Raw genomic sequence first — 20,344 nt, 5'->3', positions numbered from 1 at the left:
ACGGTGTCACTGGAACGGGTGGTCTCCGCTCCCGGCCGCTTCTGCCAAGCTGGCCGGATGTGGCGGACGGCGGCGACGTGGGCAGCACTGGCCTTCGCCCTGAGCGCGTGCTCGGCGGAAGCACCGCCGCCGGCCCGGCCTGCACCTGCACCCGGGCCGGCGGCGAGCACGCCGGTCGCGGGCACCGCGGGCCCGCCGTCGAACGCACCGGCGGTCACCTGGCAGGTGGGCGCCCGGCCACTCCCCCGCCGTCCCGACGGTTTCGGCGAGGTCGAGCCGACGCCACCCGAACTGGTGAACCGGGCACTTCCGACAAAAGACCTCCTGCCGCCGCCCGCGGGGAACGTGTACGCCTCGACGATCAGCGCCGTGCCCGCGGACGTCCTCGCGCGCAGCACCTGGCAGCCCGCCTGCCCGGTCAAGGCGAGCGAGCTCCGCTACCTGACGATGTCCTTCTGGGGCTTCGACGGCCGCACGCACACCGGTGAAATGCTGGTCGACGCCAGTGGCGCGGCGGGGATCACGAAGGTCTTCGGGCAGCTGTTCGCCGCCCACTTCCCCCTCGAAGAGATGCGCGTGACCAGCCCGGCCGAGCTCACCGCGCCACCGACCGGGGACGGCAACTCGACCAGCGCGTTCGTCTGCCGCCCGGCCCGCGGGCAGACCACCTGGTCGGCGCACGCCTACGGGCTCGCCGTGGACGTCAACCCGTTCTGCAACCCCTACACCCAGGGCGACCTGGTGCTGCCCGAGCTGGCCTCGGCGTACGTCGACCGCTCGCGCCGGCGGCCCGGGATGGTGCTGGCCGGCGACGCGACCGTGCGCGCGTTCGCGGCGATCGGGTGGAGCTGGGGCGGGAACTGGCGCAGCCCGACCGACCGGATGCACTTCACCGCGACCGGGCACTGACCACGTAATACGACGTTAAGCACAACCGGGAACACCCGTCTCCACGTTGAGGTTGGCTAGGGTGAATCGACCGGACCGGACCCCGCGGAGGATGCAGTGCCCCACTACGACCTGGTGATCGTCGGGACGGGATCGGGGAACTCGATCCTCGGCCCGGATTTCGCCGGCAAGAAGACGGCGATCGTCGAAAAGGGCACCTTCGGCGGCACGTGCCTCAACGTGGGCTGCATCCCGACGAAGATGTTCGTGTACGCCGCCGATGTCGCGTACACGCCTTCGCACAGCGCCAAGTACGGCGTCGACGAAGAGCTGAAGGGCGTGCGCTGGCGCGACATCCGCGACCGGATCTTCGGCCGGATCGACCCGATCGCCGAGGGCGGCGCGGAGTACCGGCGCCACCACGAGGACAACGCGAACGTCGACGTCTACGAGGGCACCGGCCGCTTCACCGGGCACAAGGAGCTGCGCGTCAGCTTTGCCGACGGGCGCCCCGACGAGGTGCTGACCGCCGACCAGTTCGTGCTGGCCGCCGGTGGCCGTCCGGTCATCCCGGACATCCCGGGCCTGGACGGCGTGGACTACCACACCTCCGACACCGTGATGCGGCTCGACGAGCTGCCCGAGCGGATCGTCATCCTGGGCGGCGGGTACATCGCGGCCGAGTTCGCGCACGTCTTCGCTTCCTTCGGCGTGCAAGTCACGCTGGTCAACCGCTCGGGACGGCTGCTGCGCTCGGAGGACGAGGACGTCAGCGCGCGCTTCACCGAGCTGGCCGCCGAGCGGTTCGACGTCCGCCTGGACCGCAAGACCGTGCGGGCACGCAAGACCGACGGCGGCATCGCGCTGGACCTCGAAGGGCCGCAGGGCGCCGAGACCGTCGAGGGCGACGTGCTGCTGATCGCCACCGGCCGCCGCCCGAACTCGGACCTGCTGGACGTCGCCGCCACCGGAGTGACCACATCGGACAGTGGGCACGTCGTGGTCGACGACTACCAGCAGACCGCGGTCGAAGGCATCTACGCCCTCGGCGACCTGTCGTCGCCGCACGAGCTCAAGCACGTCGCGAACCACGAAGCCCGCGTGGTGCAGCACAACCTGCTGCACCCCGGCGAGCGGATCACCGCCGACCACCGGTTCGTGCCGCACGCGGTGTTCACGCACCCGCAGGTGGCCTCGGTCGGGCTCACCGAGCGGAAGGCGCGCGAGCTCGGCGTGTCCTATGTGGTCTCGAAGCAGGACTACGCCGGGATCGCCTACGGCTGGGCGATGGAGGACACCACGGGCTTCGCGAAGCTCCTGGCCGACCCGGCGACCGGGCAGCTGCTCGGCGCGCACATCATCGGCCCGCAGGCGTCGTCGGTGATCCAGCCGCTCATCCAGGCGATGAGCTTCGGCCTCGACGCGCGGAGCATGGCGCGCGGGCAGTACTGGATCCACCCCGCGATGCCGGAGCTGATCGAGAACGCGCTGCTGAACCTGCCCCTGGACTGAGGCACCGCGGGCCGGGCGGGACGACTCACCCGGCCCGCGTCAGACGAAGCGGTGGCGGCCGGCGAGGACGCCGAACGCCAGCTGGACGCCGAGCAGGCCGAGCAGCATGGCCAGCGGCACGGTCCAGCCGCCCGCGAGGTCGTGCAGCAGGCCGAACAGGAACGGCCCGAACGCGGCGAACAGGTAGCCGAAGCCCTGCGCCATCCCGGAGAGCCGCGCGGTGTCCGCGCCGGTCCGCGCGCGCAGCGCGATCACGGTCAGCGCCAGCGAGAAGCTGCTCATCCCGAGCCCGACGAGGATGCTCCAGAGCAGCGGCGACCACGACGGCGCGAGCATCAGCCCGGCGGTCCCGGCGACGCCGAACACACCCAGGCCCACGATCCACGGGCTCTGCCCGCGCTGCCGGGCCGCCAGCGGCGCGACGAAGAGGCTGATCGGCACCGCGATCAGCGAAACCAGGCCGAACAGCAGCCCGGCGTCGTCGCGCGGGACACCCGCGTCCATCAGCACCTGCGGGAACCAGCCCATCGCCGCGTAGGCGTAGAACGCCTGCAGGCCGAAGAAGCCGGTGACGATCCAGGCGAGCCGGTTGCGCAGCAGCGACCGGCCGGCTTCGGCGCCGTCGGCAGGGCGCGGTGGCCGGCCGGTGCCACGGGCTGCGAAAATCCAGGCCACCAGCGCGACGACGGCCAGCGCCGCCCAGCCGCCCAGCGCCGGGCGCCAGCCGCCGAGAGCGTCGCCGAGCCGGGGGGTCACCGCCGACCCGAGGGCACCGCCGCCCTGCAGCGCGGCGGTGTAGATGCCGGTCATCACCCCGATGCGAGCCGGGAAGGAGTCCTTGATGACGACCGGGACGAGCACGTTGATCAGCGCGATCCCGGCGGTGGCGACGAGCGTGCCGCCGAGCACCACGGCGGGTCCGTCGAGCACGCGCAGCACGAGCCCGGCGGCGAGCGCGGCCAGCGCGAGCGCGATGGCGGCGCCGATCCCGGCCCGGCGCGCGAGCAGCGGCGCGGCCAGCCCGGCGCCGGCGAAGCAGAGCGTCGGCAACGTCGTGAGCACGCCGGCCCAGACGACGGAAACGCCCAGGTCCGCCCGCATTTCGGCGAGCATCGGCCCGACACCGGTGATGGCCGGCCGCAGGTTGAGCGCGGTGAGCACCACGGCGACCGCGAGCAGCGCCCCGGCGGCGACCACGCCCGGCGTCCGGATCTCGACGGCGCCGTCCAGTTCGGGTTCACGGTGTTCGACGGGCATGTCCGTTACTATCGCATACGTAGGATGATTGGATGAAGGGATAATCCTGTGCCGCTGGCCACCACGCGCCGAGCAGGCCTCGTCGACCAGGTCATCGAGCAGCTGCGGACCGCGGTCACGCAGGGCGAATGGCCGATCGGCGAACGCATCCCGACCGAGGCGGAGCTCGTCGAGCAGCTCGGCGTCGGGCGCAACACCGTCCGCGAAGCCGTGCGCGCGCTCGCCCACACCGGACTGCTGGAAGTCCGGCAGGGCGACGGCACCTACGTGCGCGCCACGAGCGAGGTGTCCGGCGCGATCCGCCGGCTGTGCGGCTCGGAACTGCGCGAAGTCCTGCAGGTCAGGCGCACCCTGGAGGTCGAGGGCGCGCGGCTCGCCGCCGTCGAGCGGACCGAAGAAGAGGTCGCGGAGCTGTGGGCGCTGCTCGCCCGCCGCGAGGCCACCCTGCGCGAAGGCCACTGGCAGGACTTCGCCCGCACCGACGCCGAGTTCCACTGCGCCGTGGTCGGCGCCGGGCACAACCGGCTGCTGACCGAGCTCTACCGCGGTTTGACGGAGGTCATCGCGGCCAGCATCGCGACGACGTCCCGCATCACGCCGGGCGTCGACCACGCGCCGGAAATCGGCCACGAAGGCCTCGCGCAGGCCATCGCCGACCGGGATCCGGACCGCGCCGCCGCCGAGGCGTGCGGGTTCCTCGACGAGCTGCTGGAGCGCATCGAACGCCCCTGAGCTGCGGTTTCACCAACCGTCGACCCCTAAGGGTGCCATTTCAGGGTTGTCGTGGCACCACCGTGGTGCCACAGTAGTGCCATGGACCTGACGCCCTTCGTGGACGAACTCCGCCGGGAGCTCGCGGTCGCCGCCGAAGCGGCGGGCGAGGACGCCGTCGCGCTCGCCGAGCGGCTCACCGCACCGCTCGAATCGGCGATCCGGCTCACCCTGCTCGACGCGCTCTCGGCCGCGGCCGACGAGATCACCCGCGACCTCGCTCCCGGCTCCGTCGAAGTACGCCTTCGCCGCCGCGAAGCGGAGTTCGCCGTTTCCCTGCCCACGGCGCCCGAACCGGCACCCGCCGAAGCACCACCGCCGCCGCCCGAGGCCGACGACGGCGCCGTCTCGCGGATCAACCTGCGGCTGCCCGACCAGCTGAAGCAGCGGGTCGAGGAGGCCGCGAGCCGCGACCGGCTCTCCATCAACGCCTGGCTCGTCCGGGCCGCGAACACCGCACTCGGCGCCGACGCGAGCCGTCCCACGCACCGCCGGTCCGTCTACGGCGAGAAGTACACCGGCTGGGTCCGCTGACCCGCCTGCTCTGACCAGCCAAAACACTCTCGACGCACCCCAGGAGGGCGCAGCCATGCCGTTTTTCGCCACCCCCGAGCCGATCACGGCCACGCTCGACGTCAGCATGGCCGACGTCCGGATCGTCGCCGGCGACCGCGCCGAAACCACCGTCGAGGTCCAGCCGGCCGACCCGGGCGACACCGAGGACGTCAAGGCCGCCGCCAAGACCCGCGTCGAGTTCGCCGACGGTGAACTGCTGGTCAAGGGCCCGAAGTACACCACCAAGCTGTGGGGCAAGGGCGGCGCGCTGCACGTCACGGTCGAGCTGCCGGCCGGTTCCCGCGTCAGGGCGACGTCCGCGATGGGCGACCTGCACGTCACCGGCCGCCTCGGCGACAGCCGGCTCAAGACGTCCGTGGGCAACATCCACCTCGACGAAACCTCGCGGCTGGAGGCGAACACCGCGACCGGTGACGTCTTCGTCGACCGGGCCACCGGCCACGCCGAGGTCGGCACCGGCTCCGGCGAGCTGCGGATCCGCGAGATCGACGGCACCGCGGTGCTGAAGAACTCCAACGGCGAGACCCGCGTCGGCGAGGTGACCGGTGACCTGCGCGTCAGCACGGCCAACGGCGACATCCTGGTCGACGTCGCCCACGCCGGCGTCAACGCGAAGACCGCCGCCGGTGACATCCGGCTCGGCGAGGTCGTCCGCGACCGGGTCGTCCTCGAGACCGCCGTCGGCGAGATCGAGGTCGGCATCCGCGAAGGCAGCGCCGCGTGGCTCGAGCTCAACTCCTTGACCGGGTCCGTGCGCAACACGCTCACGCCGTCCGACGGGCCGGGTGGCACCACCGAGACCGTCGAGGTCAAGGCCCACACCTACACCGGCGACATCGTCATCCGCCGGGCCTGAAACTCCACGAGAACAAGGGGAATTCCATGTCAGACGCCATCGTGGCCGAGGGATTGGTCAAGAAGTACGGGAAGGTCACCGCGCTCGACGGGATGACGTTGTCCGTACCGGAAGGCACGGTGCTGGGGGTGCTCGGGCCGAACGGCGCGGGCAAGACCACCACCGTCCAGATCCTCACGACGCTGCAGAAGCCGGACGCGGGCCGCGCGACGGTCGCCGGGTTCGACGTCGTGAAGGACGCGCACGAGCTGCGCTCGCACATCGGCGCTTCGGGGCAGTACGCCGCCGTCGACCAGGAGCTGACCGGGGCGGAGAACCTCGAGATGGTCGGCAGGCTGTACCACCTGGGCACCAAGCGGGCCAAGGCCCGCGGCCGGGAGCTGCTCGCCCGGTTCAGCCTGGAGGACGCCGCCGACCGGCCGGTGAAGGGCTACTCCGGCGGCATGCGGCGCCGGCTCGACCTGGCCGGCGCGCTCGTGGCCAACCCGCCGGTCCTGTTCCTCGACGAGCCCACGACCGGGCTCGACCCGCGGGCCCGCACCGAGCTGTGGGACGTCATCACCGAGCTGGTCGCGGGCGGCACCACGCTGCTGCTGACCACCCAGTACCTGGAAGAGGCCGACCGGCTGGCCGACAGCATCGCCGTCGTCGACCACGGGCGCGTGATCGCCCGCGGCACCGCCGACGAGCTCAAGGACCTGGTCGGCGGCGAACGGATCGAGCTGACCGTCGGCACCCACGCCGACGTCGGCGTCGCGCGGCGGGCGCTGGCCCGGCTGGCCAGCGGCGAGCCGCAGGCCGAGGCGTTCCGGCTCACCGTGCCCGTGACCCACGGCGCGAAAGCGCTTACCGAAGCGCTGGCGATCCTCGCCGCCGAAGGGGTCGACGTCCGCGACGTCGGCGTCCGCCGCCCCACCCTCGACGACGTTTTCCTGTCCCTGACCGGCCACGAGACGGCCGAACCCGCGAAGGAGGCCGTGTGATGAACGCGGTGCAGATGGCCGTCACCGACGGCGTGACCGTCGCCAAGCGCAACTCGATCAAGATCGTCCGGTCGCTGGACCTGCTCGGGTCCATCGTGTTCATGCCGGTGATGTTCGTGCTGCTCTTCGGCTACGTGTTCGGCAGCGTGATCGACATCCCCGGGATGTCCTACCGCGAGTTCATGCTGCCGGGAATCTTCGTCCTCGCGGTGGCGATGGGCAGCATCGTCACCGGCTACGGGCTGACCGACGACCTGCAGAAGGGCATCATCGACCGGTTCCGCTCGCTGCCGATGTCCCCCGCCGCGGTGCTCATCGGCCGCACCACCGCGGACCTCATCCTGAACGTCACGAGCCTGCTGATCATGGGACTCGTGGGGCTGCTGGTCGGCTGGCGCATCCACACCGGCGTTTTCGAGGCACTCGGCGGGGTGCTCCTGCTGCTCGCCTTCGCCTACGCGCTGTCGTGGGTGATGGGGACGCTGGGCCTGACCGTGCGCAAGCCCGAGGTGTTCAACAACGTCTCGAGCGTGGCGATCTTCCCGCTGACGTTCCTGGCCAACACCTTCGTCGACAGCGGCCGCCTGCCCACCCCGCTGCGGGTGATCGCCGACTGGAACCCGGTCTCGGCGATCACCCAGGCGTCACGGGAGCTGTTCGGCAACACCAGCGCGGCCATGCCGGTGCACGACGCCTGGCCGATGCAGCACGCCGTGCTCGCCTCGGTGCTGTGGATCGCGCTCCTGCTGGCGATCTTCGTGCCGCTTTCGGTGCGCTGCTACAAGAAGGCCACCAGCCACTGACGCTCAGGGCAGCGTGAGGATCTCGCTGCCGTCGGCCGTCACCACGAGGGTGTGCTCGAACTGGGCCGTCCACTTCTTGTCCTTCGTGGTGACGGTCCAGTCGTCGGCCCAGATGTCGTAGTCGATGGTGCCCAGGGTGATCATCGGCTCGATCGTGAAGGTCATGCCCTCCTCGATGATCGTGTCGACGGAGGGCTCTTCGTAGTGCAGGACCGTCGGCGGCGTGTGGAACGCCGGCCCGACGCCGTGGCCGGTGAAGTCGCGGACCACGCCGTAGCCGAAGCGCTTGGCGTAGGACTCGATCACCCGGCCGATCACGTTCAGCTGCCGGCCCGGCCGGACCGCCTTGATCGCCCGCAGCGTCGCCTCGCGGGTGCGCTCCACGAGCAGGCGGGCCTCCTCGGAGACGTCGCCGGCCAGGAAGGTCGCGTTCGTGTCGCCGTGGACGCCGCCGATGTAGGCGGTGACGTCGATGTTGCAGATGTCGCCGTCCTCGATCACCGTCGAGTCCGGGATGCCGTGGCAGATCACCTCGTTGAGCGAGGTGCAGCACGACTTCGGGAACCGGCGGTAGCCCAGCGTCGAGGGGTAGGCGTGGTGGTCGAGCAGGAACTCGTGCACCACCTTGTCGATGTCGTCCGTGGTGGCGCCCGGCTTGACGGCCTTGCCGCCCTCCTCCAGCGCCTGGGCCGCGATGCGGCCGGCGACCCGCATCGCCTCGATCACCTCGGGCGTGCGCACGCCGTTGCCGGTGTCCCGCTTCGGCGCCGGCTTGTCCACGTACTCGGGACGGGCGATGGAACTGGGGACGTCACGGCGCGGCGTCTGGACGCCGGGAACGAGCGGGGCACGAACGGACATGCCTCCACCTTACGACGGTCCGCTCAGCCGATCCCCGCCAGGAACCGGTGCGCGGCCTGCACCGCCGGTTTCGACGACCCGGCGTCGGTGAGCAGCACGGCGAACGCCAGGTCACCGCGGTAGCCGACGAACCACCCGTGCGAGTGGGAGCCGTCGCCGAACTGGGCGGTGCCGGTCTTGCCCGCGACGTCGGGGATGTCCCGCAGCCCGGTCGCGGTGCCCGCGGTGACGACCTCCCGCATCATCCCGCGCAGCGCGTCCAGGGCCTCCGGCGACGGCGGGTCGCCGACGTTCTTCGTGGCGGCCGGCAGGCCCTTGACGATCGACGGCGACGGCACCTTCCCGGCCTGCACGGTGGCCGCGACCAGCGCCATGCCGAACGGGCTGACCACCACCCGGCCCTGGCCGAAGCCGTTTTCCGCCCGCTGGACGGCCGAGTCGCTGGCCGGGACGTCCCCGGTGACCGTGGTCAGGCCCGGCACCACGAAGTCGGCACCGAGGCCGAAGGACCGGGCGGTGTCGGTCAGCGACGAGCCGCCGAGGCCCGCGGCGAGCCGGGCGAAGGTCGTGTTGCAGGACCGCGCGAACGCCGTCTTCAGCGGCACCCGGCCCAGGTCGAACCGGCCTTCGTTGGGCACGACGCGGTTTTCGACCGTTGTCGTACCCGGGCAGTCCACCGCGCTGCCCGCCTCGACCTCCCCCGCCGACAGCGCGGCCGCCGCCGTGACGATCTTGAACGTCGACCCCGGCGGGTAGCGGCCGGACAGGGCCAGCGAGCCTTCTTCGTCCGCGGCGTCGTTCTGCGCCACGGCGAGGATGTCCCCGCTCGAGGGCTGGATCGCGACCAGCGCGGCGGAGTACGGCTCGGTGTCGAGGGCCTTCTCGGCGGCGGCCTGGATCTTCGCGCTGAGCGTGCTGGTGACGGCCGGTGCCGGCCGCGGCGGCTCGGCCTTGAGCTCGACGGCCTCACCGCCGGTGACGTCGCGCGTGACGATCCGCCAGCCCGCCGCACCGGCCAGCTGCTGTTCGACCAGCGCGCGGATGCCCGGCAGGACCTGCTGGCCCGACCCGCGGGTCACCGGCAGCAGCCGCTCCTGGCTGGCGAAGCGGACGCCGGGCAGGTCGTAGATCGCCGGTTTGACGCGCTGGTAGTCGCCGGCGCGCAGGGTGATCACCGGGTAGGCGTCGCCGGGCTTGGTCTTGTTCATCCCGTCCAGCACGGACCGGCCGGTGACCGAAGGCTCGTACCGGTGCAGCGCCCTGGCCAGCGTCCCGGCGACGGCGTTCGCGTCGCCGGCCTTCTGCGGGTCGACGACCACCCCGATGACGGTCTGCGGGCGCATCAGCGCCACGCCGTCGCGGTCGAGGACCGGCGCGGTCTCCGGCAGCTGCGGCAGCATGCCGAGCGTTTGGCCGACGGCCAGCTGCGGGTGCACGACCGTCGGCTGCCAGTGCACCTGCCAGCCGTTCTCGGCCGCCCGCAGCTGGGCGTCGGCGCGGTAGGACCAGGTGCGGTCGTGCGGCAGGTGCCAGGTGAGCCGGTAGCCGGCGGTCACGACGTCGCCGTCCGGCTGTTTCACCTCTTCGTCGTCGACGTCGAGGGCTTCGGGGTCGAGCACGCCGCGGACCTGGCTCAACACGGTCTTCGCGGCTTCGGGCGAGTCGGTGTTCGCCGCCGCGGTGGCGACGTCCCCGGACGCGACGGCGTCCAGGAACGCGGAGAGGGCATCCTCGGGACCGTCGCCCGAGCACCCCGCCGTGGTCGCGGCGACGAGCAGCAGCGCCGCGAGCGCACCGCGGCCTCGACGTGCACTCATGGCCGGATGATGCCTGGTCAGCGCGGTGCGGCCGGTGCGCAACACCGCCACGGAAGAGTGGTTAGAACAGCACCGTCGCGTACTGGCCGACCTGCTGGAACCCGATCTTGCGGTACGCCGCGAGGGCGGGGGTGTTGAACGCGTTGACGTAGAGGCTGGCGGTGCGGCCCAGGCCGCGGACCAGCCGGTTCACCACCGCGGCGGTGCCGGCGGTGCCGAGCCCGTCGCCGCGGCGGTCGGGGTGCACCCACACGCCCTGGATCTGCCCGACGGTGGCCGACATGGCGCCGATCTCGGCCTTGAAGACGACCTCGCCGTCCTCGAAGCGGGCGAACGCGCGGCCGGCGCCGATCAGCTCGGTGACCCGGGCGCGGTAGCTGGCCCCGCCGTCGCCGCTGCGCGGGTCGACGCCGACCTCCTCGATGAACATCGAGACGGCCGCGGGCAGGTACCGCTCGAGCTCGTCCGGCCGGACGGGGCGGACCAGCGGGTCGGCGGCGACGAGCGGGGTGCTGTCCAGAGCCATCAGCGGCTGGTCGTCGCGGACCTCGCGGGCCGGGCCCCACTCGGCTTCGAGCTCGTCCCACAGGCCGAGGACCTGCTCGGCCGGGCCGACGAGCGAGGAGCAGGTGCGTTGCCTTCTCAGGGCACGGTCGGCGAAAGAGCGCAGCGCGGGCGCGTTGCCCCTCAGCGGGATGAGGTTCGGCCCGGAAAAGCACAGCCCTTGGAGCCGTCCGGCCCGGACCGGACGGCTGTCGGCGGCCCAGAGCTCACCACCGAGCCGCCACGGGTCGAGACCGGCGGCCTCGACCCGGGCGCTGACCATGCAGCTGCCCACGGGATCCGCGGCCAGAGCGGCACGGACCGCCGGATAGTCCCGATCATCGAGCAGCCGTGCACCTGCAAGCCGCAACACGGGCTCCAGGGTGCCAGATTCGACTGCTAAACGGAACGCAAGCCTCCCGACACGGTGAGATGAACAGCCGGAGCCGGGCACCCGGGCGGCTCGCGAGCGCCGCAGCCGGGACGCCGGAGGTCACGCAGGCGTCTTCGGCAGGCCCCTTGCCGGTCCGGTCAGGCGCCGCGGTAGGTGCCGATCGTCCAGGCATTGCCTTCCGGGTCGCGCAGGCTGAACGTGTGCGAGCCGTACTCGGTGTCCGCCGGCTCCGCCGTGAGTTCCGCACCCGCGGCCTTCACCCGCGCGTACACCTCGTCCACCTTGTCCGACACCACGTACACCGCGGACGCACCCGGCTTCATCGTGTCGTGGACGCCGTCCGGTGGCCGGACGCTGCCCAGCATCACCGCGCCACCCTCGGGCCAGCGCAGCTCGGCGTGCGCGATCAGGTCGCCTTCGGGCACCACCAGCGCCTCGGTGAAGCCCAGGACGTCGACGAGGAAGCGGACCGCGGCCGGGGCGTCGTCGTACCGGAGGGCGGGCCAGACGTTCGGTTCAGGAGTCATGCCGTCAGCTTCGCGCCACCTCCGCCTCCTGGTCTTGGAGGAACGGGAGCTCCTCGGCGATCCACGTGCCCGGAGTGCAGCCCGCCAGCGCCCGCCACTCGTTCGTCAGGTGCGCCTGGTCGTAGAACCCGCACTCGGCCGCCAGCGCCGCCAGGTCCCGCCGCCCGTGCCGCAGCAGGCGCCCGGCCCGCTCGAACCGCAGCACCCGCGCCGCCTGCTTCGGCGCCAGCCCCAGCTCCGCGCGGAACCGCTCGCCCAGGTGCCGTCGGCTCCAGCCGACCTCGTCCGCCAGGTCCGCGACCCGCACTCGCCCGTCCGCACCCCGCAGCCGGCGCCACGCCTCCCCCAGCTCGGGCGGCGGCGGCTCCGGCTCGACGGCCCGGGCGGCCAGGACGTCGTCCAGCAGCGCGAACCGCTCGCGCCAAGGCAGCTCCCGCAGCCTCTCCGGCAGCCAGCCGAGGCCGAACTCCGCGAGGTCGGCCACCTCGCCGCTCAGCTCGGCCGCGGTGACGCCGAACAGCGTCCGCACGCCCAGCGGATCGAGCTCCAGCTGCAGGCCCTCCTGCACGCGGTCCTGCCGGATCAGCACCGCGCTCGTGTGGAGCCCGCCGACCAGCGCCTGCAGGCTGCGCCCGGCCATGCGCACCGGCCCGGCGAGGCTGATGACGAGTGTCACGTGCCGGGACGGCAGGCCGCGGTGGACGGCCAGCGTGACCTCGTCCTGCACGTACCCGACATAGCGCGTGACCAGGGGCCGCACCATCGGGTGCGGCTCGCGAACAGCCCAGGTCACGCTCACGGAAGCCAGGGTAATCGGGACCACCGACATTTTCGGGGGCCAAGCCCTGGATGCCACTGCCGGCTCCCGCGTCTGATAACACGGACGTGCGTCCCCACCGCGGAAGGAACCACCCGATGACGATCCAGGAGCAGGCGCAGCAGCTGGAGCTGCTCGCCGACCAGGTGCCGACCGGCATCGCGCTCGCCACGAAGAGCGACCTCGAAGACCTCCAGGCCCAGGTGCTCGGCCTGCTCGGGGAGACGTCCACGGCCACCGCGATCCAGGGCGCCATCCAGCTCGCCTCGCAGCAGATCGACGAGGTCGCGGCCGCGCTCGAGAACGTGCGCCTGCAGATCCGGGACGCCGCCCAGCACCACCTACAGGGCTGAGTAGTACGAGCGGACGGCGGGCTGGCCCGTGTAGTTCGGGCCGGCCCGGTCGTCGGCGCCGAGGTAGCGGAAGGGCAGTGAGCCCTCGCAGGGGCCGTCCCGCCGGATCCGGTGGGTCCGCGAGTCGTACTCGAAGCCCGCGGAACGCAACGCGCGCAGAACCCGGCGCGCACCGCCCGGCGCCTCGATGCCATCGACGTCGAAGTTCGCCACGAACACGCCGCCGTCGCTCAGCCAGGAGGCCGCCCGCAGCAGCGCGCCGAGCTTGTCGCCGACGTAGTGCAGCCCGTGCACGCAGGTGACGAGGTCGAACCGGCCCGCGGGCTCCCACGCCGTGATCGACGCCGTCACGAACCGCACGGGCCCGGCCGCCGCGAAGTACCCGACCAGATCGACGCCGGTGATGGCGAGGTCGGGACGGGCTTCGGCGGCGTCCAAGAGCGCCCGCCCGCTGCCGCAGCAGAGGTCGAGCCAGCGGGCGTCCGGCGGCAGGCCGAGGACGTCGAAGCCCAGGACGCGCGCGTAGCCGTCACGACCGGCCAACCGGCGCTCGCGGTTCATCGCGCGGTTGGCCACCACGGACGACGCTTCCAGAGCGTCGTCCGAGAGCAGATCAGCTGTGACATCCGGGGCTTCGCCCCGGGCCAGGGGCTCCGCCACCCGGACCCCCCGAAGATCAGCCGGCGGTGACCACCGGAGCACCCTCACCCAAGGACTCGCCCGCCTCTTCGGCGATGCGCATGGCCTCTTCGATGAGCGTCTCGACGATCGCGTGCTCCGGCACGGTCTTGATGACCTCGCCCTTGACGAAGATCTGGCCCTTGCCGTTGCCCGACGCCACGCCCAGGTCGGCCTCGCGGGCCTCGCCCGGACCGTTCACGACGCAGCCCATGACCGCCACGCGCAGCGGGATCTCCATGCCCTCGAGCCCGGCCGTGACCTGCTCGGCAAGGGTGTAGACGTCGACCTGCGCGCGCCCGCACGACGGGCACGACACGATCTCCAGCTTCCGCGGCCGCAGGTTGAGCGACTGCAGGATCTGGGCGCCGACCTTGACCTCTTCGACCGGCGGCGCGGACAGCGACACGCGGATCGTGTCGCCGATGCCCTGGCGCAGCAGCGCACCGAACGCGACGGCCGACTTGATCGTGCCCTGGAACGCCGGGCCGGCCTCGGTGACACCGAGGTGCAGCGGGTAGTCGCACTGCGCGGCGAGGATCTCGTAGGCGCGCACCATGACCACCGGGTCGTTGTGCTTCACCGAGATCTTGATGTCGTGGAAGTCGTGCTCGGCGAACAGCGACGCCTCCCACAGCGCCGACTCGGCCAGCGCCTCCGGCGTCGCCTTGCCGTACTTGTCCATGATCCGCTTGTCCAGCGAACCCGCGTTGACGCCGATCCGGATCGGCGTGCCGTGGTCCTTCGCGGCCTGCGCGATCTCCTTGACCTGGTCGTCGAACTTCCGGATGTTGCCCGGGTTGACGCGCACCGCCGCGCAGCCGGCCTCGATCGCCGCGAAGACGTACTTCGGCTGGAAGTGGATGTCGGCGATCACCGGGATCTGCGACTTCTTCGCGATCGCCGGCAGCGCTTCGGCGTCGTCGGCCGACGGGCACGCCACGCGGACGATGTCGCAGCCCGCGGCGGTCAGCTCGGCGATCTGCTGCAGGGTCGCGTTGACGTCGGAGGTGAGCGTCGTCGTCATCGACTGGACGGAGATCGGGTGGTCGCTGCCGACGCCGACCGAACCCACCTGGAGCTGGCGGGTCTTGCGGCGCTCGGACAGGACGGGCGGGGGCAGGGCGGGCATACCGAGTGCGACGGTCACGGCTTCCAGGGTACCCACCCCTGGTGGGGGCCCTTCACCATGTCAACCGTCACGGTGAGCGGCATTACGGCCGGGGTGAGCGGCCGCCGCCGGGCCGCCACCCCTCCGTGCGGGCTACTGGCCGAGCCGGATCGGGTTGACGATGTCGGCCGTGACCGTCAGTAGCGTCACGGCGCCGCCGATGAGCACCAGGACCATCGTGATGCCGGACAGCTTCGTGTAGTCGACGGGCCCCCCGGCGGTCTTGCCCCGCCGGGCTCGGGCCCAGTCGCGGACGCGCTCGTACCAGACCACCGCGATGTGGCCGCCGTCCAGCGGCAGCAGCGGCAGCAGGTTGAACACGCCGATGAAGAAGTTCAAGCTGGCCAGCAGGAAGAAGAACAGCACCCAGATGCCCTGCTCGACGGCCTCGCCGCCGATCCGGCTCGCGCCGACGACGCTGACCGGGGTGTTCGGGTCGCGCTCGCCGCCGAAGATGGCGGTGACCACGGCGGGGATGCGCTCGGGGAACTGGACGAGCCGCTGCGCCGTCTCGGCGAACATCGTGCCGGTGAAGCTGAACGTGGCGCCGATCGCGGCCACCGGGCCGTACTGCACGGTCAGCGGCTCCTGCACCGGCGAGGCGCCGATCATGCCGACATCCTTGACGGTCTTGCCGTTCCAGCGGGGCACCTTCGGCACGTCGACGACGAGCCACAGCTGCTGGCTGCCGCGCTGCACCTCGAACACCGTCCGGCCGCTGGTGGCCTGCACCGCGGTGAGCATCTCCGACCAGGTCGCGACCGGCTTCCCGCCGACCGCGAGCACCTTGTCGCCGCGCTGCAGCCCGGCCGTCTTCGCCGGGGTCAGCGCGCCCGGCGGGCAGGTGGGGTTCTTGGCCTGGGCCTCGGCCTCGGCCTTCGACGTGGTCGCGACCGCGCAGGAGGTCGTGTCCAGCACGGGCTGGGTCGGGGTCTGGGCCGCCAGGTTCGGCAGGCCCATGGTCACGGCCATCAGGTAGAGGACCACGAAGCCCAGGATGAAGTGGGTGATCGACCCGGCCGACATCACGACGGTGCGCTTCCAGGTCTTGAACCGCCACATCGCGCGCGGCGCCTCGTCCGGGGTCACCTCGTCGAGCGCGGTCATGCCGGCGATGTCGCAGAACCCGCCGAGCGGGATCCACTTCAGGCCGTACTCGGTCTCGCCGCGGCGCCAGGAGAACACCGTCGGCCCGAAGCCCACGAAGTACCGGCGGACCTTCATGCCGAAGGCCTTCGCGGTGAACATGTGGCCGGCTTCGTGCAGTGCGACGGAGACGCAGATCCCCAGCGCGAAGAGCACCACCCCGATGATGTAGGCGAGCACCCGCTACTTCCCCTCGATGATCGAACCGGCCCGCGCGCGAGCCCAGCGCTCGGCGGCGAGAACGTCCTCGACGTCGCGCGGTTCGCGACGCCACTCGTCGGCGGCTCCCACCACCTCGGAAACAGTGTCCACTATCGACGTGAAGCTGGTGTTCTGCGCGAGGAACGCCGCCACGAGCTCTTCGTTCGCCGCGTTGTAGACGGCGGGCAGGCAACCGCCCGCGGCGCCGCAGTGCCGGGCCAGCTCCACCGCCGGGAAGGCCTCGTCGTCCAGCGGCTCGAAAGTCCAGGTCGCGGCGGTGTCCCAGGCGCACGCGGCGGCGGCGCCGGGGACGCGGTCGGGCCAGTGCAGCGCGAGCGCGATCGGCAGCCGCATGTCGGGCGGGCTGGCCTGGGCGATCGTCGAGCCGTCGGTGAAAGTCACCATCGAGTGAACGATCGACTGCGGGTGCACGGTGACGTCGATCTTCTCCGTCGGGATGTCGAAGAGCAGGGCCGCCTCGATCAGCTCCAGGCCCTTGTTGACCAGGGTGGCGGAGTTGATCGTGATGAGCGGGCCCATGGACCACGTCGGGTGCGCCATCGCCTGCTCGACCGTGACGCCGGCCAGCTCGGCGCGCTTGCGGCCGCGGAACGGGCCGCCGGAGGCGGTGAGGACGAGCCGGGCGACCTCGCTCCGGTGCCCGGCGCGCAGGGCCTGGGCGATGGCGGAGTGCTCGGAGTCGACCGGCACGAGCTGCCCGGGCTTGGCGGCGGCCAGCACCAGCGGCCCGCCGGCGATGAGCGACTCCTTGTTCGCGAGCGCGAGGGTGGCGCCGGTGGCGAGCGCCTTGAGCGTCGGCTCGAGGCCGCGGGAGCCCGGGAGGGCGTTGAGGACGGTGTCGGCGGGAACGGCGTCGATCAGCCCGGTGACGGCGTCGGAGCCGGCGAAGAGCCGCGGGAGCTTGAACTCGCCCTGGGCGTACCCGCGCTTCTGCGCCTCGGCGTACAGCGCGAGCTGGACGTCCTCGGCGGCCGTGGCCTTGGTCACGGCGACGGCCTCGACGCCGTGGGCGATCGCCTGCGCGGCGAGCGCGGCCGGATCGGCCCCGCCGGCGGCGATCCCGGCCACCCGGAACAGGTGCGGGTTGCGCGCGGCGACGTCGAGGGCCTGCACGCCGATGGACCCGGTCGAGCCGAGCACGAGAACGCTTCGCGAGGTAGTCATCGCCGGTCATTGTCGCGCGGGGCGTCTCCGCGGCGCACCCGGAGGTGTGGGATCATCGGCGGGTCCGAGGTTCACGGGGTTTGAGGAGTTCATCGTGGCAGGCAAGGCGGTCGAGAAGAGGCGGCCCGAGGTCGACCCGCGCGACGAGCCGTCCGCGGCCTGGGGCTGGCACGGCTCGTTCCCGAAGGCCACCCGCATCGCCGGCTGGGTCAGCGCGATCATCCTGCTGGTGATGATCAAGGGCAACCACGAGAACAACACCGAGAACGTCTGGCTCGTCGGCCTGTCGCTGTTCCTCGTGCTCCTGCTGGTGCTGGACATCCGCAAGCAGCGCACGGCCTGGCGCAAGTAGTCGGTTTTTCGCTAACGTCCCCCGGCATGAAGCTGCGCTGGGGACTGGCCGTTCTTTCCGTGCTGGGTGCGCTGGTGGCGGCGCCGGCGCCGGCACCCGCCTCGGTTCCGGTGGTCCGGTGCACGTTCACGCCGACCCCGGACAACCCGGCGGCGCGGCCGGTGGTGCGGCCGGTGCCGTTCGCTGCGACCCGCGGCACCGTCGATGTGACGTTCCGGTTCAACTACGGGCCGGTCACGGTGCGGCTGGACCGCGCGGGAGCGGCCCCGTGCGCGGTGCACAACATGGTTTCGCTGGTGCTGCAACGGTTCTACGACCGGTCCCGGTGCTGGCGGCTTTCGAACTCCGCTCGCCTCGGCGTCCTCCAGTGCGGGGACATCTACGAGGTCGAGAAGGGCGGGCCGGGGTACAAGTTCCCGGACGAGGTTTCGGGGGCCGAGACGTACCCGCGCGGGACGATCGCGATGGGGAACCAGGGACCGGGCACGAACGGGTCGGAGTTCTTCATCGTGCACTCGTTCGCGAACATCCCCGCGAACTATTCGGTCATGGGGCGGGTGATCCGGGGGATGTCCGCGATCGACCGGATGGTGGCCGACGGGATCATCCCGACCGATCCGAACGGTCCGCTGGACGGGGCGCCGGCCCACCCGGTGAAGATCCAGCGCGCCACGGTCGGCTGGTAGCCACGGAAAAGCCGGGTGCCATGCGGCACCCGGCTTCCGAAACTGCTTTCAGCGCTCGGTCGACGGCGACACCAGTTCGCTCGGCCCGCCGCTCGATTCCCCGGCCACCGCGGCCAGCTCCTCGCCCACCGACTCGCCGTCGGCCGGGCGGGTGTCCTTCGTCAGCAGCGACGCCACCGCGCCGATCAGGCACACCACGATCGCGAAGCCGAACGCCACCGCCAGCCCCGACTGGAACGGGCCCGAGATCAGGTTCGGGAAGAAGCTGCGGCCCGTCAGGAACGACGCCTGGTCCGGCGGCAGCGACGACAGCTGGCCACCCAGGAGCTGCTGGATCGGGTTGTAGCCCAGGAACGCCGCGAACAGCACCGCCACCGCCGGCAGGTTGGCGATCTCGGCCGCCGACGCCGCCGGGACGCCGTGTTCGGTCAGGCCCGCGCTCATCGTCGACGGCAGGCTCGAAGACAGGCCCGCGATGATCAAGCTGAAGAAGAAGCCGATCGACAGCACCATCGCCGCGTTCTGGAACGTCGTCATCATGCCCGCGCCGGAGCCGCGCGCGTCCGCCGGGAGGCTGTTCATCACCTCGGCGCGGTTCGGCGAGGAGAACATGCCCATGCCGATGCCGTTGATCAGCAGGATCGCCGCGAACGCCCAGTAGTCGAAGTTCACCGGCAGGATGATCAGCAGCAGGAACGTGATCGCGGTGATGAGCAGGCCGCCCGAAGCGAGCAGGCGGCTGCCGATGCGGTCGGCGAGGATGCCCGACGTCGGCGCGGCCAGGAGGAAGCCGACGGTCATCGGGAGCATGTAGATGCCCGCCCACAGCGGCGTCTGTTCGAACGTGTAGCCGTGCTGCGGGAGCCAGATGCCCTGCAGCCAGATGATCAGGATGAACTGCAGCCCGCCGCGGCCGAGGGAGGCCGTCAGGTTCGCGATGTTGCCCCAGGTGAACGACCGGATCCGGAACAGCGACAGCCGGAACAGCGGGTTGTCCACCTTCGACTCGATGATCACGAACGCCACCAGCACGGCGATCCCGCCGATCAGGCAGCTCAGCACGAACGGGCTCCCCCAGCCGGTCGGCGACGAGCCGTACGGCTGGATGCCGTAGGTGATGCCGATCAGCACCGCGATCAGGCCGACGGCGAAGGTGATGTTGCCCCACCAGTCCATCCGCGCGTGCTTGCGGACGCCGGTGTCGTGCAGCTTGAGGTATGCCCAGACGGTGCCGATCACGCCGAACGGCACCGACACGAGGAAGATCAGGTTCCAGTCGACCGGCGCGAGCACCCCGCCGACGACCAGGCCGAGGAACGAACCCGCGATGGCCGCGACACCGTTCATGCCGAGCGCGAGCCCGCGCTGGTTGGCCGGGAAGGCGTCGGTGAGGATCGCCGAGGAGTTCGCCATCAGGAAGGCACCGCCGACGCCCTGCACGATCCGCCAGCCGATCAGCCACAACGCGGCGGCGTCGCCGTCGAACCAGGTCACAGCCAGCATGATGGAAGAAACGGTGAAGACGGCGAAGCCGAGATTGTACATCCTCGCGCGGCCGTACATGTCGCCGAGCCTGCCGAAGCTCACCACCAGCACCGCGGTGACCACGAGGAAGCCCATGATCATCCACAGCAGGTAGCTCGTGTTGGCCGGTTCCAGGGGGTTGATGCCGATGCCCTTGAAGATGTCGGGCAGCGCGATCAGCACGATCGAGGAGTTGATCGTGGCGATCAGCATGCCCAGCGTCGTGTTGGACAGCGCGATCCACTTGTACCGCGGCCCCAGTTCCGCGATCGAATACGTCCGGCGTTCCGCCACTGTGCAACCCTTCCGCTCGCCAGTCCCTTAGCTAGGCTAAGCAAGTTGCTTGCGCATGGCAACCAACAACGCGAAATGCATGGGAGAGCATGATCACAGTCGCTTGACCGTCCTTTGAGGACTCTTTACCGGGTGGGTTGTGCACAAGG

At 71.4% G+C, this 20,344-nt stretch carries 21 protein-coding genes; 10 read left to right on the top strand and 11 right to left on the bottom strand.

Translation table 11 applies throughout. The features are described from left to right. Window positions 1-225: 225 nt before the first annotated feature. Window positions 226-909: a M15 family metallopeptidase gene (locus ACWED2_RS28630; RefSeq protein WP_449693661.1), complete on the top strand. Its 684-nt coding sequence runs from the start codon at window positions 226-228 to the stop codon at window positions 907-909. Between the two features lie 96 nt (window positions 910-1,005). Beyond that, window positions 1,006-2,400: a mycothione reductase gene (locus ACWED2_RS28625; RefSeq protein WP_449693592.1), complete on the top strand. Its 1,395-nt coding sequence runs from the start codon at window positions 1,006-1,008 to the stop codon at window positions 2,398-2,400. Window positions 2,401-2,439: 39 nt separating this feature from the next. Here ACWED2_RS28625 and ACWED2_RS28620 read toward each other — a convergent pair whose 3' ends face one another. Next, on the bottom strand, window positions 2,440-3,657 hold the full coding sequence (locus ACWED2_RS28620) for a CynX/NimT family MFS transporter (RefSeq protein WP_449693591.1): 1,218 nt from the start codon (window positions 3,655-3,657) through the stop codon (window positions 2,440-2,442). A 48-nt stretch (window positions 3,658-3,705) separates the two neighbouring features. Between ACWED2_RS28620 and ACWED2_RS28615 the strand changes: the two genes are divergently transcribed. The 5 genes from ACWED2_RS28615 (at window position 3,706) to ACWED2_RS28595 (ending at window position 7,646) form a co-directional block, all read left to right on the top strand. Further along, window positions 3,706-4,389 carry a FadR/GntR family transcriptional regulator gene (locus tag ACWED2_RS28615; protein WP_449693590.1) on the top strand — a complete coding sequence of 228 codons (684 nt, stop codon included), beginning with the start codon at window positions 3,706-3,708 and terminating at the stop codon, window positions 4,387-4,389. A gap of 81 nt (window positions 4,390-4,470) precedes the next feature. Continuing rightward, window positions 4,471-4,962 carry a hypothetical protein gene (locus tag ACWED2_RS28610; RefSeq protein WP_449693589.1) on the top strand — a complete coding sequence of 164 codons (492 nt, stop codon included), beginning with the start codon at window positions 4,471-4,473 and terminating at the stop codon, window positions 4,960-4,962. 55 nt (window positions 4,963-5,017) lie between these two features. Continuing rightward, window positions 5,018-5,860, top strand: a complete 843-nt coding sequence (locus tag ACWED2_RS28605; RefSeq protein WP_449693588.1) for a DUF4097 family beta strand repeat-containing protein — start codon at window positions 5,018-5,020, stop codon at window positions 5,858-5,860. A 26-nt stretch (window positions 5,861-5,886) separates the two neighbouring features. Further along, a complete protein-coding gene (locus ACWED2_RS28600; protein WP_449693587.1) occupies window positions 5,887-6,843 on the top strand; it encodes an ATP-binding cassette domain-containing protein in 957 nt (318 codons plus the stop codon). Next, window positions 6,843-7,646, top strand: a complete 804-nt coding sequence (locus ACWED2_RS28595; RefSeq protein ID WP_449693586.1) for an ABC transporter permease — start codon at window positions 6,843-6,845, stop codon at window positions 7,644-7,646. The genes ACWED2_RS28600 and ACWED2_RS28595 overlap by 1 nt, the downstream gene beginning before the upstream one ends. A gap of 3 nt (window positions 7,647-7,649) precedes the next feature. Here ACWED2_RS28595 and map read toward each other — a convergent pair whose 3' ends face one another. The 5 genes from map to ACWED2_RS28570 form a co-directional block, all read right to left on the bottom strand. Beyond that, complete coding sequence (map, locus tag ACWED2_RS28590; RefSeq protein WP_043786947.1) at window positions 7,650-8,507, bottom strand: type I methionyl aminopeptidase; 858 nt, start codon at window positions 8,505-8,507, stop codon at window positions 7,650-7,652. Between the two features lie 23 nt (window positions 8,508-8,530). Then, window positions 8,531-10,324: a penicillin-binding transpeptidase domain-containing protein gene (locus ACWED2_RS28585; RefSeq protein ID WP_449693585.1), complete on the bottom strand. Its 1,794-nt coding sequence runs from the start codon at window positions 10,322-10,324 to the stop codon at window positions 8,531-8,533. Window positions 10,325-10,385: 61 nt separating this feature from the next. Then, window positions 10,386-11,240 (bottom strand): GNAT family N-acetyltransferase, encoded by an 855-nt coding sequence (locus ACWED2_RS28580; RefSeq protein ID WP_449693584.1) that lies wholly within the window; start codon window positions 11,238-11,240, stop codon window positions 10,386-10,388. Between the two features lie 158 nt (window positions 11,241-11,398). After that, a complete protein-coding gene (locus tag ACWED2_RS28575; RefSeq protein ID WP_449693583.1) occupies window positions 11,399-11,788 on the bottom strand; it encodes a VOC family protein in 390 nt (129 codons plus the stop codon). Window positions 11,789-11,792: 4 nt separating this feature from the next. Then, complete coding sequence (locus tag ACWED2_RS28570) at window positions 11,793-12,617, bottom strand: helix-turn-helix domain-containing protein (RefSeq protein WP_449693582.1); 825 nt, start codon at window positions 12,615-12,617, stop codon at window positions 11,793-11,795. 86 nt (window positions 12,618-12,703) lie between these two features. Between ACWED2_RS28570 and ACWED2_RS28565 the strand changes: the two genes are divergently transcribed. Further along, window positions 12,704-12,958 carry a hypothetical protein gene (locus tag ACWED2_RS28565; protein WP_003057586.1) on the top strand — a complete coding sequence of 85 codons (255 nt, stop codon included), beginning with the start codon at window positions 12,704-12,706 and terminating at the stop codon, window positions 12,956-12,958. Here the strand turns inward: ACWED2_RS28565 and ACWED2_RS28560 are convergent. The 4 genes from ACWED2_RS28560 to dxr form a co-directional block, all read right to left on the bottom strand. Continuing rightward, the gene (locus ACWED2_RS28560; protein ID WP_449693581.1) at window positions 12,947-13,618 is read right to left on the bottom strand and encodes a class I SAM-dependent methyltransferase; all 672 of its coding nucleotides are present in this window, start codon (window positions 13,616-13,618) and stop codon (window positions 12,947-12,949) included. The genes ACWED2_RS28565 and ACWED2_RS28560 overlap by 12 nt on opposite strands. A 16-nt stretch (window positions 13,619-13,634) precedes the next feature. After that, a complete protein-coding gene (gene ispG / locus ACWED2_RS28555) occupies window positions 13,635-14,786 on the bottom strand; it encodes a flavodoxin-dependent (E)-4-hydroxy-3-methylbut-2-enyl-diphosphate synthase (RefSeq protein ID WP_449693580.1) in 1,152 nt (383 codons plus the stop codon). Between the two features lie 114 nt (window positions 14,787-14,900). Continuing rightward, window positions 14,901-16,133 carry a M50 family metallopeptidase gene (locus tag ACWED2_RS28550; RefSeq protein ID WP_449693579.1) on the bottom strand — a complete coding sequence of 411 codons (1,233 nt, stop codon included), beginning with the start codon at window positions 16,131-16,133 and terminating at the stop codon, window positions 14,901-14,903. 3 nt (window positions 16,134-16,136) lie between these two features. Then, window positions 16,137-17,339, bottom strand: a complete 1,203-nt coding sequence (gene dxr / locus ACWED2_RS28545) for a 1-deoxy-D-xylulose-5-phosphate reductoisomerase (RefSeq protein ID WP_449693578.1) — start codon at window positions 17,337-17,339, stop codon at window positions 16,137-16,139. Between the two features lie 94 nt (window positions 17,340-17,433). Here dxr and ACWED2_RS28540 point away from each other — a divergent pair, with 94 nt between their 5' ends. Together ACWED2_RS28540 and ACWED2_RS28535 are read left to right on the top strand one after the other, a co-directional pair. Further along, window positions 17,434-17,691, top strand: coding sequence for a DUF2631 domain-containing protein (locus ACWED2_RS28540; RefSeq protein WP_176172087.1), 258 nt, complete (start codon window positions 17,434-17,436; stop codon window positions 17,689-17,691). A 26-nt stretch (window positions 17,692-17,717) separates the two neighbouring features. After that, window positions 17,718-18,377 carry a peptidylprolyl isomerase gene (locus tag ACWED2_RS28535; protein ID WP_449693577.1) on the top strand — a complete coding sequence of 220 codons (660 nt, stop codon included), beginning with the start codon at window positions 17,718-17,720 and terminating at the stop codon, window positions 18,375-18,377. A 48-nt stretch (window positions 18,378-18,425) separates the two neighbouring features. Here the strand turns inward: ACWED2_RS28535 and ACWED2_RS28530 are convergent, their stop codons facing one another. Beyond that, on the bottom strand, window positions 18,426-20,195 hold the full coding sequence (locus ACWED2_RS28530) for an MFS transporter (RefSeq protein WP_449693576.1): 1,770 nt from the start codon (window positions 20,193-20,195) through the stop codon (window positions 18,426-18,428). Between the last annotated feature and the right edge of the window lie 149 nt (window positions 20,196-20,344).

It is taken from the genome of Amycolatopsis sp. NPDC005003 (genome assembly GCF_053600695.1).
The sequence above is the reverse complement of the archived record's forward strand: the minus strand, read 5'-3'. Positions and strand labels throughout refer to the sequence as shown.